This window comes from Micromonospora parva (assembly GCF_000718515.1).
Classification (GTDB): Bacteria; Actinomycetota; Actinomycetes; order Mycobacteriales; family Micromonosporaceae; genus Micromonospora; species Micromonospora parva.
Genome location: NZ_JNZS01000013.1, coordinates 119992 through 135957 on the forward strand (window position 1 = coordinate 119992; position 15966 = coordinate 135957).

General features: G+C 71.7%; 18 protein-coding genes. 13 read left to right on the forward strand and 5 right to left on the reverse strand.

Features of this window, described 5'->3' with window-relative positions; translation table 11 throughout:
- Positions 1-141: 141 nt before the first annotated feature.
- Together IF22_RS0119980 and IF22_RS0119985 are read right to left on the reverse strand one after the other, a co-directional pair.
- On the reverse strand, positions 142-534 hold the full coding sequence (locus IF22_RS0119980) for a hypothetical protein (RefSeq protein ID WP_156057692.1): 393 nt from the start codon (positions 532-534) through the stop codon (positions 142-144).
- 57 nt (positions 535-591) lie between these two features.
- The gene (locus IF22_RS0119985; protein WP_030334197.1) at positions 592-1164 is read right to left on the reverse strand and encodes a hypothetical protein; all 573 of its coding nucleotides are present in this window, start codon (positions 1162-1164) and stop codon (positions 592-594) included.
- A 336-nt stretch (positions 1165-1500) separates the two neighbouring features.
- On the opposite strand from IF22_RS0119985, the gene IF22_RS0119990 reads away from it, so the two are divergent.
- From IF22_RS0119990 to IF22_RS0120040, 11 genes are all read left to right on the forward strand, one after another.
- Positions 1501-1971 carry a hypothetical protein gene (locus IF22_RS0119990; RefSeq protein WP_030334199.1) on the forward strand — a complete coding sequence of 157 codons (471 nt, stop codon included), beginning with the start codon at positions 1501-1503 and terminating at the stop codon, positions 1969-1971.
- A gap of 158 nt (positions 1972-2129) precedes the next feature.
- Positions 2130-3320 carry a serine hydrolase domain-containing protein gene (locus IF22_RS0119995; RefSeq protein ID WP_030334201.1) on the forward strand — a complete coding sequence of 397 codons (1191 nt, stop codon included), beginning with the start codon at positions 2130-2132 and terminating at the stop codon, positions 3318-3320.
- Positions 3321-3428: 108 nt separating this feature from the next.
- Positions 3429-3983 (forward strand): RNA polymerase sigma factor, encoded by a 555-nt coding sequence (locus IF22_RS0120000; RefSeq protein ID WP_245233678.1) that lies wholly within the window; start codon positions 3429-3431, stop codon positions 3981-3983.
- A complete protein-coding gene (locus IF22_RS0120005) occupies positions 3983-4990 on the forward strand; it encodes a CU044_5270 family protein (RefSeq protein WP_030334205.1) in 1008 nt (335 codons plus the stop codon). The genes IF22_RS0120000 and IF22_RS0120005 overlap by 1 nt, the downstream gene beginning before the upstream one ends.
- Positions 4991-5210: 220 nt before the next feature.
- Positions 5211-6314: a septum site-determining protein Ssd gene (gene ssd, locus IF22_RS0120010; protein WP_030334207.1), complete on the forward strand. Its 1104-nt coding sequence runs from the start codon at positions 5211-5213 to the stop codon at positions 6312-6314.
- Complete coding sequence (locus IF22_RS0120015) at positions 6311-7522, forward strand: TadA family conjugal transfer-associated ATPase (RefSeq protein WP_030334209.1); 1212 nt, start codon at positions 6311-6313, stop codon at positions 7520-7522. The genes ssd and IF22_RS0120015 overlap by 4 nt, the downstream gene beginning before the upstream one ends.
- On the forward strand, positions 7519-8814 hold the full coding sequence (locus tag IF22_RS36325; protein ID WP_036411923.1) for a hypothetical protein: 1296 nt from the start codon (positions 7519-7521) through the stop codon (positions 8812-8814). The genes IF22_RS0120015 and IF22_RS36325 overlap by 4 nt, the downstream gene beginning before the upstream one ends.
- 194 nt (positions 8815-9008) lie before the next feature.
- A complete protein-coding gene (locus tag IF22_RS0120025) occupies positions 9009-9590 on the forward strand; it encodes a type II secretion system F family protein (protein WP_051708656.1) in 582 nt (193 codons plus the stop codon).
- 23 nt (positions 9591-9613) lie between these two features.
- Positions 9614-9781, forward strand: coding sequence for a DUF4244 domain-containing protein (locus IF22_RS34525; RefSeq protein ID WP_081883916.1), 168 nt, complete (start codon positions 9614-9616; stop codon positions 9779-9781).
- A 47-nt stretch (positions 9782-9828) separates the two neighbouring features.
- Positions 9829-10224, forward strand: a complete 396-nt coding sequence (locus tag IF22_RS0120035) for a TadE family type IV pilus minor pilin (RefSeq protein WP_051708657.1) — start codon at positions 9829-9831, stop codon at positions 10222-10224.
- A complete protein-coding gene (locus IF22_RS0120040) occupies positions 10224-10643 on the forward strand; it encodes an Rv3654c family TadE-like protein (protein ID WP_280940607.1) in 420 nt (139 codons plus the stop codon). Before IF22_RS0120035 ends, IF22_RS0120040 begins: the two co-directional genes overlap by 1 nt.
- Before the next feature lie 564 nt (positions 10644-11207).
- Here the strand turns inward: IF22_RS0120040 and IF22_RS0120045 are convergent.
- The 3 genes from IF22_RS0120045 to IF22_RS0120055 form a co-directional block, all read right to left on the reverse strand.
- Entirely contained in the window at positions 11208-11786 is a 579-nt protein-coding gene (locus tag IF22_RS0120045) for an LURP-one-related family protein (RefSeq protein ID WP_030334219.1), read from the reverse strand.
- Between the two features lie 164 nt (positions 11787-11950).
- Positions 11951-12160: a hypothetical protein gene (locus tag IF22_RS0120050; RefSeq protein WP_030334221.1), complete on the reverse strand. Its 210-nt coding sequence runs from the start codon at positions 12158-12160 to the stop codon at positions 11951-11953.
- A 99-nt stretch (positions 12161-12259) separates the two neighbouring features.
- Positions 12260-14695, reverse strand: a complete 2436-nt coding sequence (locus tag IF22_RS0120055; RefSeq protein ID WP_051708658.1) for a DEAD/DEAH box helicase — start codon at positions 14693-14695, stop codon at positions 12260-12262.
- Positions 14696-14883: 188 nt separating this feature from the next.
- On the opposite strand from IF22_RS0120055, the gene IF22_RS0120065 reads away from it, so the two are divergent.
- The gene (locus IF22_RS0120065; protein ID WP_030334225.1) at positions 14884-15240 is read left to right on the forward strand and encodes an STAS domain-containing protein; all 357 of its coding nucleotides are present in this window, start codon (positions 14884-14886) and stop codon (positions 15238-15240) included.
- The gene (locus IF22_RS0120070) at positions 15237-15674 is read left to right on the forward strand and encodes an ATP-binding protein (RefSeq protein ID WP_030334228.1); all 438 of its coding nucleotides are present in this window, start codon (positions 15237-15239) and stop codon (positions 15672-15674) included. Before IF22_RS0120065 ends, IF22_RS0120070 begins: the two co-directional genes overlap by 4 nt.
- Positions 15675-15966 lie beyond the last annotated feature (292 nt).

Consider the following 15966-nt stretch of genomic DNA (forward strand, 5'->3'; position numbering starts at 1 on the left):
TCGGGCAGGACGCAGCCAGGTAGACCCAGGTGGGCAACTTGATCTCGTAAATCTTCGGTCATTGTCTCAAACTCGCCCAGTAGACGCCACTTCAAACTGGCGGTGCGACCGGTACAGCAACGATCCCGCTCAGGGCTTGGCCTACCCGCACCAGAGCCGCAGCGCCCGGAGCCGGATGACCTCGGTACGTTTAGGCGCTTCTTTGAGGGACTGCAACGTGTCCCGGAACGAGGCGGCTGGGTAGCCGTCCTCAAGCCAGCCGAGCGCGCGACCCACCCAATAGTCGGACCAGCAGGACAGGGCGTAACGGACAAGGTCATCCCAAGGAGGCGGATCGGAGGCCTGGTCGATGCTGAGGGTTGTGACGTCCTCGTGGCGCCGCTCCAAGAGTGGTAGCAGCGACCGGATGTTCTCCGCTGGGGTCCAGTGGCGGCCGTCGTTGGTCGAGAAGACAATCCAGTGCCCTCCAGGATCAACGCCCAGCCGCAGCTCGTGCTTGCCGATCGCCATCACAACGCGGTTGTCGTCCGCCATCAGGTCACTGTCCAGGCCCGACATCATGCCTGGCCAATGGTGGCATCGTCACGCTGGTCAGCACGGATCTGCCCTCCGTGGTACAGCGTTGGGGCTTGGCAGCGAGACGGGGAGATACGAGTCGGCCGGCGTTGGCTTAGATAGAGACTGGTTGAAGTTCTGTGACTTGCCGAAGACTCCGGTGCGGTGCCACCGGCTTCCAGATGGGTCAGAGAATTCGATAATTGTCGCGATATCGCTCTCTCCGACGCCGTCACCGTCCCGGTCCTTGATCTCCCGGAACTCTCCGTATGGCGTCACGTCGAAGGCGTAGCAAGGTGGCAGGACACCTAGCATGACCCCTTTTTCCTCGCCAACCTTGATGCCTACGTTGAAGACCGGGAGCCTGCCGTAGTTCTGAAGCAGCACCTTGTCGTCACCCGGCACCAGGACGACTGAGCTTGCAATCTCTGACCGCTCGCGCTGTTGCTGGTCCTGCTCGCGCTGTTGCTGGTCCCGGAACGTCGCGACAGACAGAGCGAGGCTGCCGACGCCGGTGGCAATCGCGGCGAGGATGCCAACTGCCTCCAGCGCTCGGATCGGCGCCGACTCCCACCACGAGCGCGAGCTAGACGAGTCGTTTGCGGGCACCCGCCGATTTTTGCAGCCGGGGCCAAGAACGAGGGCTTAGGGGTTCAAGTTCCCGCGTTCGCGCTGCGAACTGCCCTGCGGGCGGCCTCCGGCCGTCCTCGGGAGCCCGCAGCGCGTCATCCGGAAGTCAGCGGATCGTCAGCGAACGCCGTACCGCGCGGCGACTCTCGACCATGCTCGACAACACGGCCGGTACATCTGACCACGCGGCACGGCGCTTGATCACACTCGCTGCTACGTCAGGTCACTTTCCCCCCGACGGGGGTCGTCCCTTTCTCCTGGGAGCGCGCCACCGCAGCTCACACTGATGAGCCGCACGCCGACTAGCCTGCCCCCATGGCCACGCCGTTGGACCTCTCCAGTCCGGTCGCGCGTCGGGAAGCGCTCCGGATGGTTGACGTGGACGATCCGGTTCCCCAGCACGCGATGCTCCGTGAGATCTTCGACCTCGAACGAGCGTGGCGCGAAGGTCCGGACCCGGGCGAGAACGACGAGTACGAGCAGATTTACCTGGCAGCGTTCCTGCTGTTCCTGATCGGCGATCCGGCGGACTCGCCCCGCCTGTACGGGGCGAAGTTCCGCACCGGCGACATGGACCTGGGCATCGGCTTCGATGCGCAGGCGATCTTCGGAGCGGGCACCGGCGAAACGCTCCAGTGGCTCCTGGACAACGGCTACACCGACGAGCACGCGCATCTGTCTGAGTGGCTGTCGCAGGGGGCGGACCCCACGATCGAAGACTGGGCCACGCACGTACGCCGGTACTTCTACTCCGCAAACGGCACGCTGCGCCTGGATCCGCTCTAGGCGTACGCAGTTTCAGCCGTCCGGCCCTCGCGGCCTTGGCGATGAGGTCCTTGAACTGAGCGGGTCGGATTCAGCCCTCCCGCCCGACCTCGTGGCGGACAGTGCGATCGCCGCGTGGCGGGTAATTTGCCGAACGGGACGAGCTGAGGAGGTAACGGGTGGCTGCTGGTGGCTTCTCGTCGAAACGGCTGGCTCGGGTTCGGGGGTTGCTTGAGCATCACGTCGAGTCCGGCTTCGTCCCGGGCGCGGTGGTCGTCCTCGCCCGGCACGGTGAGGTGCACATCGAGGCAACGGGTCGCCTCGCCTTCGAGGGGGCGGGGTCGCAGACGCCGATGGCGGCCGACACGATCTGTCGCCTGGGCTCGATGACGAAGCCCATCGTCGCCGTGTGCGCGATGACCCTCGTCGAGGACTGCACCCTCCGCCTCGACGACCCGGTCGACGATCTCCTGCCGGAGCTGGCGGACATGACAGTGCTCGCCGATCCGCACGGCCCACTGGACGACACCGTCCCGGCGGCACGGCCGATAACGCTGCGGGACGTCCTGGACGGCACCCTCGGCACGGGGATGGTCCCCGCCGAGCCGGGAACGGTACCCATCGCCGACGCGCTGGACGCTCTCGTTTATCCGTCGATGGACGAGTGGATCCGCCAGCTCGGCGCTCTTCCCCTCGTCCACCAGCCGGGTGAGCGTTGGATGTACGACACCGCCGCCAACGTGGCCGGTGTGCTCATCGCCCGGGCCACCGGCATGTCCTTCGGGGATGCCATCCGGGAGCGGGTCTGCAAGCCACTGGGCATGACCGACACCGTCTTCCACGTGGGTAGCGAGAGCATCGGCCGGTTCGCGACCGCGTACGAGCGCGACAACGCCGCCGACGGCGCACCGGTTGTCGAAGACGCTCCCGACGGACGGTTCAGCCGACCGCGGTTGTTCGAGTCCGGGGGCGGCGGGCTCGTGTCCACCGCCCAGGACTACCTCGCCTTCGCGTCGGCTCTGCTCGCGGGCGGCACCCATCGCGGTGAGCGGGTGCTGTCCCGGCCGGCGGTGACGCTGATGACGAGCGACCACCTGACCTCGGAGCAGAAGGCCAACTCCGGGTTCTGGCCGGGGTACTTCGACGCCATCAGCTGGGGTCTCGGATTGTCGGTCCGCACCCGCCGTACGCACCTCGGGCCCTCGGTCGGCAGCTACGGCTGGCCCGGCTTCTATGGCACCGCCTGGTACAACGATCCCGCCGAGGACCTGACGGCGATGGTGTTCATGCAGCGGGCGCACGCGGGCGACCAGCGGCTGCCGATGTGGCACGACTTCTGGACCACCGTCTACCAGGCGATCGACGACTGACCGCAGCGTTCGTTTCCCGGTCGGGCACCCGCCCCTGGCCGCGCGGTAATCCCGAGGCCCTCAGCGACACAAGCCAGGGTGAGAGTCACCGAGGCAATGGGGGTTCGGGTGGGTCCACCGAAGAAGCGGGACGAGGACTGGTTCACCAGTCTCTACGCCACCGAGTACGCGCACATCGTTCGATACGGCCTGCGTCGGCTCATCGACGGGGATGCCGCGGCGGAGCTGGCGCAGGACGTCTTCGTCGTCGCCTGGCGTCGCCGCGTAGAGGTGCCTGACCGCAGTCTTCCCTGGCTGTACGGGGTGGCTCGTCGTCTCCTGGCGAACCAGTGGCGGTCGCGGCGTGCCGCCCCGGATCTTCTCCCGATCACCAATGTCGACCTTGCGCGGTTGGCCGGATCGCCGGGTGCGGACACGACCGTCGGGGTCGCGGACGTCCGGACCGCGTTGGCCACCCTCAACGAGCTTGATCAGGAAATTCTTCGGCTGGTCGGCTGGGAGGAGTTGACGGTCTCCGAGGCGGCGAAGGTGCTCGGCTGCACCGGACCAACCGCGGCCGTGCGGCTCCATCGCGCCCGGCGTCGTCTGGCCGACGCAATGGCGGACCGGCCCGCGCAGACCCGTCGTAGCCCGGTGTTGGTGACCATTCGAGAGGATCTGTGATGTTCGGAGCAGAGCGCACCCGTACTCTTCTCGGCCCGGCCGACCCGGCCCGAACCGCCGCCGTCGAACCACCGCTGGTCTCGGCGCGCGAGCTGATCGACCGCGCCGGCGCTACCGACACGGCCGCCGGGCATCGTCGCGTACGCCCGACCCGCCGGCTGGTCCTGACGGCCGGGACGCTGGCTGTCGCGGCCGGTGCCGTGGCGGTGCTCCAGCCGCTCGGCGAGGGCGCACCGGACACTCCGGGCGAACCGGCGGCAGCGGGGTTGGTGCTCGTGCCGGTCGCGTACCAGTTCGACGCGGATCCGCCGGCCGCCGGCCCGCAGCTGCGCATGCTGGCCGACAAGATCAAAGACGCGGCGTACGACCACCAGAGCGGGCGCTACATGTACCACCACACGAAGGTGTGGGGCGATCCTGTGATGACCTCAGCCGACGGCCGCCACCACGTGGCCTTCGCCAGCGAGACGAAGCTCTGGCAGGCCGTCGACGGGACCGGTAACCAAGTCAGGACCCAACTGGAGCCGCAGTACCCCGACCAGGAGTCTCGGGACTACTGGCAGCGCGAGAGCCTTGGGCGACCAGCAGCCACCGGCACCCCCGCACCGAGCGTCATGCCGCTGCCGCCGGAGGAGCTCAGGCAGCCGTCGGCCGACCCGTCCGAGCTGCGGGAGCGGCTGAAGGTCGAGTACGGCGCGGGGTCGGCGAGCAAGTGGGTCGGCACGCTCTATGGGCAGTACGTCGTGCCGCGTGCGACCCGAGCGGCGGTCCTGCGGGTTCTCGCCGACGTGCCCGGCTTCCGCTGGCGAGGGCAGGTCACGGACCGCGCCGGCCGCAATGGAGTCGCCGTCACCTTCGACGACCGCGAACACGACCAGCAATCTCTTCTGATCTTCGATCCGAGGACGGGCGAATTGCTCGCCCATGAGCTGTTGACGCTGTCGCCCATGCGGATCAGCTCGTACGAGGTGATCCTCGATGCCGCCTGGACAAATCAGCCCGGCTGACCACCGACTCGCGGGGCCGCTCCGCTCGGGAGCGGCCCCGCTGTCTTCACCGCAGCGGCGGTAGCTGCGCAGCTGCCCGCGCTCGTAGCAGATCAACTGTCTCAGCGGAGGTTTTCCACAGGCCACCAGGTTGTCCACAGGCGACGGCATCGGGGCGGCTCGTGGGGCGGATTCCGAGCAGGGTCGGCGGCATACCAGAGCCCGACCGCTGGAGGCCGCGATGCCACCCCGTACCACGGTTCCGCCGATCCGCCGGCTTCCGCTGGTCGTCACCGGCGACGACGATCTGCTCGATGATGTGCTCCGGCTCGCCGCCGTCGGCGGGACGGAGGTGGAGTTCGCCCGCGACGCGGCGGCTGCCCGTACCCGTTGGCTTCCCGCACCTCTGGTGCTGCTCGGCGCCGACCAGGCGCAGGCGTGTCTGCGGGCTCGGTTGCCGCAGCGGCCCCGGTTGGTGCTGGTCGGCCGGGCCGGTCAGCTCGACCCCGGCTGGCAGGTGGCGGAGCTGATCGGGGCCGAGCACGTCGCCGTGCTGCCGGCCGCGGAGCCGTGGCTGGTGGATCGGTTCGCCGAACATGATCCGGACCGTCCGGCCGGCGTCGGCGCTCGGGTCGTCGCGGTTCTCGGTGGTCGGGGCGGTGCGGGCGCGAGCGTGCTCGCCGGTGGCCTCGCGGTGACCGCCGCCCGGGCCCGGCTGCGCACCCTCCTCGTCGACGCCGATCCGCTCGGTGGTGGCCTCGACCTCGTGCTCGGCTGGGAGCAGTTGGAAGGCCTGCGCTGGCCGTCGCTGACCTCCGCCGACGGACGGGTGGACGCGCCGGCGTTGGTGCGGGCCCTGCCCAGTCGGGGTGATCTCGTGGTGCTCTCCTGGGATCGCGGCGAGATGCTGGCATTGCCGGCGACCGCGATGGCGGCGACTGTCGACGCCGCCCGGCGTGGGCGGGACTTCGTGGTGATCGACCTGCCCCGACAGCTCGACGACGCGGCGGTGGTGGCGTTGCAGGCCGCCGACCAGGCGTTCGTCGTCGTGCCGGCCGAGTTGCGCGCCACTGCGGCGGCCACTCGGGTGGTGGCCGCAGCCGCCCCGCACTGCGCTGCGCTCTCGGTGGTGGTGCGTGGGCCCGCCCCGGGGCGGCTGCGGGCGGCGGAGGTGGCACGCGCGTTGGGCCTTCCGCTGGCCGGCACGCTGCGCCCCGAGCCGGGGCTCTGCCGTGGGCTGGAGCGGGGTGAGGCGCCGGCCGCCGGGGGAAAGGGCCCACTGGCAGCACTCTGCCAACGGATCGTCACCGACCTGACCGGCGTGCCGGCCACTGGTGCGGCATGACCGGCCGGCCGGAGGACGGCACGCTCGCCGCCCGGGTGCGGCAGCGGATCGCCGCCGCCACCACCCCGGTCACCGCGGCGGCGATCGTCTCCGCGGTACGGGCCGAGCCAACCGCCGCGGTGCTCGGTGACACGGCCATGCTGCGCATCGCCGACCGGGTACGCGACGACCTCGTCGGCGCTGGGCCGCTGGCGCCGCTGCTCGCCGACCCGGAGGTCACCGACGTCCTCGTCAACGGCGCTCGGGTCTGGGTCGACCGGGGTTCGGGGCTGCATCAGGTCGCCGTTCCGTTGGGCTCGGTGGACGACGTCCGCCGGCTGGCGCAGCGGCTGATCGCCAGCGCCGGGCGGCGACTCGACGACGGCTCCCCGTACGCGGACGCGCGCCTTCCCGACGGCACCCGACTGCACGCCGTGCTGCCGCCGGTGGCCACCGAAGGTCCGTACCTCTCCCTCCGTACCTTCCGGCATCGGCCGTTCACCCTCGACGAGTTGGTGCGCCAGGGGACGGTGCCGCGACCGCTGGCACCACTGCTCGCCGCCGTCGTCGCGGCCCGGCTGGCGTACCTGGTGACCGGTGGCACGGGCTCGGGCAAGACGACGTTGCTCAACACGCTGCTGGGGATGGTGCCGGCCACCGAACGGATCGTGCTGGTGGAGGACGCCGCCGAGCTGCGTCCGGGGCATCCGCACGTGGTGGGGTTGCAAGCGCGTACCGCCAATGTGGAGGGCACGGGCGTGGTCAGTCTCGCGGACCTGGTGCGGCAGGCGTTGCGGATGCGCCCGGACCGGCTGGTGGTCGGGGAGTGCCGGGGCGGTGAGGTGGTCGACCTGCTGGCCGCGCTCAACACCGGTCACGACGGGGGTGCCGGCACGCTGCACGCCAACACACCGTCCGACGTGCCGGCCCGGTTGGAGGCCCTGGGCATGTTGGGTGGGTTGCCCCGCGCCGCGCTGCACGCCCAGGTGGCGGCCGCGTTGCAGGTGCTGTTCCAGGTGCGACGCGGCGATCAGGGCCGGGTCCTGGAGTCGGTCTGCCTGCTGCTGCCCGAGGGGCCCGAACGGATGGTGACAGTGGTGCCCGCCTGGGTGCGCGGCGGTGGGCTCGGGCTCGCCGCCCGTGCCCTCGGGGCGCTGCTGCGGGAGCGTGGGGTGGCGGTGCCGCCCATCCTCAGCGAGCCGTGGCCCGGATCGGCGGGTCCGGCATGACCGCCCGGACGATCCTGGTGGCGGCGCTGCTCCTGGTTGCCGCTGCCCTGGTGGCATGGCCCGTACGGAGCGTGCGGGCCCGTCGACGTCGCGTGCTGACGCCGGGGCGGAGGGCCGGCGGTCTCGATCCGGATGACGCCCTGGTGCAGTGGATCAGGGAACTGGGCAGCACTCCGGACTTGCTGGTTGACGGCACCGGCGCTGCCCCGACCTCGGGTCATCCGGTCCGGATCACCGATGAGCCGGGTACCGCTGCCGGTGTCAACGGAAGGCGGACGGCGCTCGGCTGGCCCGACCGGGACGTCATCCGCAGCCCGAGGTGGCCGGGCGCGAAAGGCGGCTTCACCCGTCCGGAGGGCCCGACGCGTCCGCCGGCCCGTCGAGATCCCCGACGTCCGATCGGCAGCGCCCGGCCGGAGGAGGCCACCACCATGCTCGACGTGGAACAACGGCCTGCGTCGGCGGCCACGGTCACGATCGGTGTCAGCGACGGGGACGGGGACGGTCCGCCCGGCGTCCCCGGCCCGGCAACCGCCGACGGGCACGGCGACCTGGATGCGGGTTGTCGGGGCGACGTGTCCGGTGCGGCGGCGGCCGGCGGATGGGCGATCGCCAATCGCCACGACGACCTGCGCGTCGGCCCGACCGGCAGAACGCCGGGTACGCCACCGTCGGTGCGCATCTCCCGATCGGCGACCCGGGTGCTGCCACTGGTCGGCCTCTTCGGCGGCGCTGTGGGCGCCGTGGTCGGTGGTCCGGTGGCGGCGGTGGCGATGGCCGGGTACGGCACGCTGGCAGTGCGCGCCGTGCTGCGTTGGCGACTGAACCGGAGCGCCGAGCGGACCCGACGGCGTGGACTGGACCAGCTCTGCGGCCTCGCGGCGGACCTGCGGGCCGGGCTGCCCGTCGCACGTGCGCTCGACGTCGCGACCGTGGAGCGTGACGGGGCCGGCCGGCTCCGCCAGCTGACGTCGGCGGCGGTGCGGTTGGCCGACCGGACCGGCGCGCCGCTGGCGGAGCTCGTCGAACGGATCGAGGCGGACGCCCGGGCGACCGATCGGGGCCTGGCCGCAGCGGCAGCCCAGGCGGCCGGTGCGCGGGCTACCGCCTGGCTACTGGCGGCGCTGCCGATCGGCGGGATCGGCCTGGGCTACGGCATCGGTGTCGACCCCATGGCGGTGCTCCTGCACAGCACAGTCGGAGGTGCCTGCGCCGTTGCCGCGGTCGCTCTTCAGGCGGTGGGTCTCCTCTGGGCGGAACGGCTGGGCGCGACCCCGGGGCGGGCCGGATGACGGCCCGGCGCCCTGCCGGCCAGGCCGGCCCAGCAAACCAACGCAGGGGCCAGCAGGTCTCAAAGGGCCAGCAGGTCTCAGCGGTCCAGCCCAGTGCAGCGGGCCGGCCCAGCACAACGGGTCAGCCTGATGCAGCGGGCCAGCCCAGTGGAGCGGGCCAGCCCAGCTCAGCCCGTCGGCGGCGGCCGGACGCGATCCGGCTCGTGGCGGTGCTGGGTGGGCTCGCCGTGGCCATCGTCGTCGGGGGCTGGTTCGGGCTGCTCGGTGCCGTCCCGGCCGCGTTCCTGCTCGATGTCCTGCTGCGGCGGATCGAGTCGCCCGCTGCGCGCAGGCGGCGGCAGCAGGAGGCCGCCGACCTGCCGCTCGCCGCCGACCTCCTGGCCGCGGCGATGCGGGCGGGCGCCCCGGTGGACCGCTCGGTGCTGGCCGTCGCCGAGGCGTTGGACGGGCCGCTCGCCGGCCGGTTGGCCCGGGTGGGCCGCACGCTGCTGCTCGGTGGTGGTCCGGCGGAGGCGTGGTCCGCCCTGGACGGAGTGCCCGGCGCGGATCGGCTGACCTCGGCGGCGTTGCGCTCAGCCAACAGTGGTGCCGCCCTGGCCGGCGCACTGACCCGGCTCGCCGACGACCTGCGCGCCGACCGGGCCACCGCCGCCGAGGCGTCGGCCCGCCGGGCGGGTGTGCTCATCGTCCTGCCGCTGGGGCTGTGCTTCCTGCCGGCGTTCATTCTCGCCGGACTCGTGCCGGTGATCGTCGCCGTTCTCGGCGACGTGCTCTGACCCATCGAGAAGGGAAAACAGTCATGCGCAAACTCATCGCTCGCCTGCGCGGCGATGCCGGAATGAACACGGCCGAGTACGCCGTGGGCACCCTCGCCGCGGTCGCCTTCGCCGGGATCCTGCTGAAGGTGCTGACCTCCGGCAACGTCCAGTCGGCGCTGACCGCTGTCATCGACCGGGCACTGAAGTGATCAGGCGCCGGCGGGCTGGCCGTCGGTCAGGATCGAGCGTTCCCGGGCTGGCGGCAGGCGGCGGGCGCAGATGGCGCCTCCTCGTCCGGGCCGCTGGTGGGGACCGGGGGTCCTTCACCGCCGAACTGGCGGCCGGCCTGCCGGCGCTGCTTCTGCTCCTGCTTGCCGGCCTGACCGCGGTCAACGCCGTCAGCGCGCAGGCGGGCTGCCTGCACGCGGCCCGGGAGGCGGCGCTCGCCGCCGCCCGGGGCGCGGACGGCGACGCGGAGGGTGGCAGTGCGGCGCCGCCGGGGGCGGCGGTGTCGGTGTCAGTCGAAGGCGACCGGGCGCACGCGACGGTAAGGGCACCCGTCCGGACGTTGGGCGGGCGGCTACCCCGCATCACCGTGGTCGCCACCGCCGTCGCCGCCGTCGAACCGGGTGCAGACGAGGGGAGTTGGTAGTGCCGCGAACTGAGGATCCGCCACGGCACGCCAGTGACCCACCGGCTGCCGGAGGCCTTGTTGCTCGCCGGCCGGACCGGCAACGCGGTGGCGCGACAATCCTGCTGCTGGCGATGGGGCTCGTCTTCGTGCTGTTCGGGACGTTCGGCGCGGCCATCGTCGCCGCCGGCATGGCGAGTCAGCGGGCGGCTGTGGCAGCCGACCTCGGCGCGCTGGCCGGGGCCGCCCGGGCGCTCGACGGCGACGCGGTGGCCTGCGCGTCCGCGTCCGACCTCGCCGGTCGCAACGACGGCCGCCTGGTCAGCTGTCACCTCGACGGGCTGGACGTGCTGGTGACAGTCGAGGTGGCGTTCACGCCGCTACCCGGCCTGACCCGGGTGGCTGCGGCGAGCGCCCGTGCCGGCCCGGTGCGGGGCTGACCCTCGCGGTGGCGTCTCTACTAACCACCGCGGCCAGCGCAGGGCGCGGTCTGTGGAGGGCGGGCGCGGCCTGTGGAGGGAGGGGTTTGGTCCGCATCGCGGCGTCAAAGGGCCGCCGCCGGTGCACTACGTCGGCAAGACCGCCACGTTCCGAGCGGAAGTCCGGGCTGACGCGTGGTCGAAGGAACCAAGGGTCCTGGTCGGATTGGTGGGTGCTTTGGAGCTGAATCGTATACGACATCAAGGGCGATGCGTTTACGGCATCAGCTCCAAAGGGGCGACCAGACCAGTCAGGGGGTCGAGTCACCAGCGGCGGGCCGTCTGGGGCAGCGCGGTCCGATGGCCTGCCGGCCGGCGGCAGTGCGGTTCAACGCTCTGCCGGCTGGGGGCAGTGTGGTCCGATGGCCTGCCGGCCGGGGCAGTGCGGTCCAACGGACTGCCGTCCCGGGAGTGCGGGCCGGCCGGGACTGGTCGAGGTCCAGGTCCCGGCCGGCAGCCGAGGATGGGTGGCCACGACGGCGACCGCTGAGGGTCATCGCACCGCCCTCGTCCGGGCCGGGTGCGTCAGCGGGACTGGAGCGCGTCGAGGGCGACGGCCATCGCGATGACCAGGCGACGGTCGATCTGCGGGTGCTGCACCTCGACGACGTACTTGTCGCGCAGGCCCCACTTCTTGATCACGGAGAAGACCGGCTGGCCGCCCGCGGTGAAGTCGAAGTGGTATGGCAGCCAGGACAGCGAGTCGACGAATCGACGCAGCAGCGCCACCGGCATGCTCCGCTCCTGGCCGGTCACCTGCGGCAGACCGTCCTGCTCGACGTGCCAGGTGGAGCGCAGCAGCGACTGGGCGAAGTCCTTACGGAACAGGCCGATCGGGTTGCCGGCCGCGTCGGTGACGTCGTACGTGGCGCCGAGGTCGATGCGCTGGCGGGCCTTGAAACCGAGCAGTGGCTGCTGCTTGGAGTCATCCGTGTAGATGGTCACCTGCTCCTTGAAGGCGAGCCGCTTCTGCTGCGCGAACGCCAACAGCTCACCCTCGCTGCCGTCCGGGGAGACCGCCCGGACCTCGTACTGGTTGACCATCATGCGCAGGCGCTGGCGGATGTGGAACTGGTGCTGGCCCTGCAAATTGTCGAGCTGCATCTGAACTCCTCTGGGGTTGGTGCGCCGGAGTCTCGCACAGCCCGACAACCGTCGTGCCCCCTGCGGTCCATGATCAGTTGCTGCTGGGTAGTCGTCGGGCCCGTCGGACGACTACCCAGCCCGGAGTGATCACTGGTGCCCTTGCAGGATCACCCCGGCAGACCTCAGCGACTGTCGACGGAGGTCGCGGCCCGCAGCGCCCAGGTGTTGAGCACCTGGTGGATGCCGCGCAGCCGCTCGTTGATCTGTTCCAGCCGTTCCGCCTGGGCCAGGGCGGCCAGTGCCGACCCCAGCGCGATCTGCTGGTCGAGGGTGAGATTGTCCTGGTCGATGGTGTAGAGCAGGTCGACGGTCTCGGCGATGGTGTCGGCCACAGCTTCTCCTCGGGCACGGGGGGCGATCAGCAACAAAGGCATCGATGGAAGCGCTCCCACATCATTGTGCCCCGTGCCATGCCGGTTCATGCAAGCTGCTCAGCGCGGCAGGTTGGCCAGCACCACGTCGAGCACCCGGATCGCGGCCGGTTTGGAGAGGGGGTTGTTGCCATTGCCGCATTTCGGTGACTGCACGCAGGATGGGCATCCGGTCTCGCAGCCGCACTCAGCGATCGCGTCCCGGGTGGCCCGCAGCCACGCCGCCGCCGTCCCGTACGCCCGCTCGGCGAACCCGGCGCCACCCGGGTGCCCGTCGTAGACGAAGACGGTCGGCGCTTCGGTGTCCGGGTGCAGTGCGGTGGAGAGCCCGCCGATGTCCCAGCGGTCGCAGGTGGCCATCAGCGGCAGCAGGCCGATCGCGGCGTGTTCGGCGGCGTGCAACGCACCCGGCACCTCGGCCGGCTGGACCCCGGCGAGGGTCAACGACTGCGGCGACAGGGTGAACCAGACCGCCACGGTACGCAGCTCCCGGGTCGGCAGGTCGAGCGGCCGGGTGTCGATCACCTCGCCGGTGGCGATGCGCCGCCGCTGGTACGACACCACCTGGCTGGTCACATCCACCTCGCCGAGGAACATGCCGACCGGCCCGGCGTCCACGTAGGAACGCACCGACACCACCGACAGGTCGGTGACGTCGCGGGCGTGGGTGGACCAGTCCGGCTCCTCGGCGTGCACCAGCGCGCACCCGTCGACGAGGTCGAGCTGGTCGACCACGTACGAGACGCCCTGGTGCAGGTAGACCGCGCCGGGGTGCAGCAGGAAGTGCGAGGAGCCGCCGTCGACGGTGCCGAGCAGCCGGCCGGTCGACGACTCCACCACGGCGACCGGGGCGCCGCCCTCGCCGCGCAGGTCCACCTCGGGTCGCTCCCGGTGCCGCCAGTACCAACCGGTGGGCCGTTGCCGCAGTGCCCCCGCCGCGACCAGCTCGTCGACCGCCTCCTTCGCCCCGTCGCCGAAGAGCGCCAGGTCGGTCGGGGTGAGCGGTGCCTCCGCCGCCGCGCAGGCGAGCTGCGGGGCCAGCACGTACGGGTTGGCAGGGTCGAGCACCGTGGCCTCCACCGGTGCCCCGAAGATCGCCTCCGGGTGGTGCACCAGGTAGGTGTCCAGCGGGTCGTCCCGCGCCACCAGCACCGCCAGGGCCTCCTGCCCGGAACGCCCGGCCCGGCCCGCCTGCTGCCACAGTGACGCCCGGGTGCCCGGGTAGCCGCAGATCAGCACCGCGTCGAGCCCGACCAGGTCCACGCCCAGCTCCAGCGCGTTGGTCGAGGCCAGGCCGAGCAGGTCGCCGTGCAGCAGCGCGCGTTCCAGCTCGCGCCGCTCCTCCCGCAGGTAGCCGCCCCGGTAGGCGGCCACCCGGTCGCCGAGCCCCGGCACCGCGTCGTCCAGCGCCCGACGCGCGTTGGCGGCCACCACCTCGGCGCCCTTGCGGGACCGGACGAACGCGAGGGTGCGTACCCCTTCGGCGACGGTGTCGGCGAGCAGGTCCGCAGTCTCGCGCAGCGCCGACCGGCGGACCTGCCGGAGGTCGTCGTGGTCACCGCCGCCCTGCGGCGGCACCGACCGGGAGGGGTCGTCGCCGGTCGCCTGCGGCGGCACCGGGGACGACGAGGCTGGTGGCACCGGCGGGGACGAGCCCGCGTCGGGTGGCAGCAGCGGCGGCTCCCAGAGCGCGAAGGTCACCCCGCCCCGGGGGGAGGCGTCCTCGGTGACCGCCGTCACCGGCAGGCCGGTCAACCGCCCGGCCGCGGTGGCCGGGTCGCCGGACGTCGCCGAGGCGAGCACGAACACCGGGGTGGCCCCGAACCGGGCGCACTGCCGGCGTAGCCGACGCAGCACGTGCGCGACGTGCGAGCCGAACACGCCCCGGTAGGTGTGGCACTCGTCGATCACCACGTACGCGAGGCGGCGCAGGAAGCCGGACCACTGGGCGTGCCCGGGCAGGATGCCGTGGTGCAGCATGTCGGGGTTGGTCAGCACGAACCGGGAGTGCCGGCGGATCCACTCCCGCTCGGTGCGTGGAGTGTCGCCGTCGTAGCAGGCGGGGCGTACCCCTTCCAGTTCCAGCGCGGCGACGGCGCGCAACTGATCCGCGGCGAGCGCCTTGGTCGGCGCCAGGTAGAGCACTGTGGCCCGGGGGTCGGCCAGCAGCGTGGCCAGGGCCGGCAGCTGGTACGCCAGGGACTTGCCGGACGCGGTGCCGGTGGCGACGACCACGTGCTGGCCCTCGTACGCCAGGGTGGCCGCCTCGGCCTGGTGCTGCCAGGGCGCGACCACGCCGCGCCCGGTGAACGCCGTGCGCAGTTGCGCCGGTGCCCACGACGGCCAGGGTGCGGGCACTCCGGTGCGGGCCGGCACCCGCTCGACGTGGGTGACCGGGTCGGCGGCGCCCCGGGCGCGCAGCCGGCGCAGCAGGTCGACCGGCGCTGGCCCGGGGCCGGGACCAGCGGATACGGTGGCCGCGGACGACGACTCCAGGTCGTCGCGCGGTGCGTGGCGCGCGGAGCTGAAGTCGTTGGAGGTCACGCCCTGCACTCTCGCACTGGTGTTCGGAGATGAAAAGTCGGACGCCGGGGTAAGGGGAAGCCTCCGCTGGCGTCCGCAGGCCGCCCCGGCGGTAGTGGTTAGATGCCCACGAGAGTTTACGGCTCTGGCGAGGAGGACCGATGGAGCTGTCACTGGCGACCCGCACCGTGGGCGAGCACACGGTGCTCGAGGTCGGTGGTGAGGTGGACGTCTACACCGCACCCCGGCTCCGTGAACGGCTCCTCGAGCTGATCGACGGTGGGGCGCGTCACGTGGTGGTCGACCTCGGTCGGGTGGACTTCCTCGACTCCACCGGGCTGGGTGTGCTGGTCGGCGCGCTCAAGCGGCTCCGTTCCGCCGGCGGTTCGTTCGCGTTGGTCTGCGACAAGGAGCCCCTGCTCAAGATCTTCCGGATCACCGCACTGGACCAGGTGTTTCCGCTGCACCCGACTGTCGACGCGGCGGTCAGCGCCGACTCGGCGGGCGCCGGCGCGTGATGGCGACAGTCAAGCTCTCGTTCTCGCCCGCGCCGGTGCACGTGCGTACCGCCCGTCTGGTCGGCGTCGCCGTCGCCCGACGGGCCGGGGTCCGCGAGGACCTGCTGGACGAGGTGCGCCTGGCCATCGGTGAGGCGTGCACCCGCGCGGTCGCCCTGCACCGGCAGTACGGCCTGGCCGACCCGGTGCTGGTGGAGATGTCCGACGGTGGCTCGTACGCCGTGCGGGTGGTGGACCGGGCGCCGATCGAGGCGGGCATCGGTCTGACCGCGCTGCCGCCGGACGAGCTGGCCAACGAGTCGCTGACCGACGAGGCGCTGACCACCGGCGTGGGCTTCGCGCTGCTCGCCGGTTTCGTCGAGGACCTGCAGGTGCGCCCGGTCGACGAGGGCATCGGCACCGAGGTACGGATGGTGTGGCCGGTCGGCCGCTGAACGGTTCCGCTGCGTAGGTCGCGTCCCCAGCTGGGGATGCGGCCTTCTTTGCATGGACCGGGCCCTATATCAGATTTCGTTTCATAACACAGCGACGAAGATCATCGCGACACGGTGCCACCTGGGTGTGACCTCCAACACTGAGGAGGGCTACAGTACCCGGGTTGTCAGCAAGTGACCCATCCCGCAGCCAGCGGGTATGGGTGGTCATCGCTGGTCCGCTGGTGGGTTGGCGCGCGCTTGCGAGTCCGCATCCAGGCGTCGGTCAGTGCGTCTCCACTCACCGGCGCGA

Coding starts and splice junctions, on each gene's coding strand:
- IF22_RS0119980 (WP_156057692.1), bottom strand. CDS start 534: ATGGCGGACGACAACCGCGTTGTGATGGCGATCGGCAAGCACGAGCTG.
- IF22_RS0119990 (WP_030334199.1), top strand. CDS start 1,501: ATGGCCACGCCGTTGGACCTCTCCAGTCCGGTCGCGCGTCGGGAAGCG.
- IF22_RS0120005 (WP_030334205.1), top strand. CDS start 3,983: ATGTTCGGAGCAGAGCGCACCCGTACTCTTCTCGGCCCGGCCGACCCG.
- ssd (WP_030334207.1), top strand. CDS start 5,211: ATGCCACCCCGTACCACGGTTCCGCCGATCCGCCGGCTTCCGCTGGTC.
- IF22_RS0120015 (WP_030334209.1), top strand. CDS start 6,311: ATGACCGGCCGGCCGGAGGACGGCACGCTCGCCGCCCGGGTGCGGCAG.
- IF22_RS36325 (WP_036411923.1), top strand. CDS start 7,519: ATGACCGCCCGGACGATCCTGGTGGCGGCGCTGCTCCTGGTTGCCGCT.
- IF22_RS34525 (WP_081883916.1), top strand. CDS start 9,614: ATGCGCAAACTCATCGCTCGCCTGCGCGGCGATGCCGGAATGAACACG.
- IF22_RS0120045 (WP_030334219.1), bottom strand. CDS start 11,786: ATGCAGCTCGACAATTTGCAGGGCCAGCACCAGTTCCACATCCGCCAG.
- IF22_RS0120065 (WP_030334225.1), top strand. CDS start 14,884: ATGGAGCTGTCACTGGCGACCCGCACCGTGGGCGAGCACACGGTGCTC.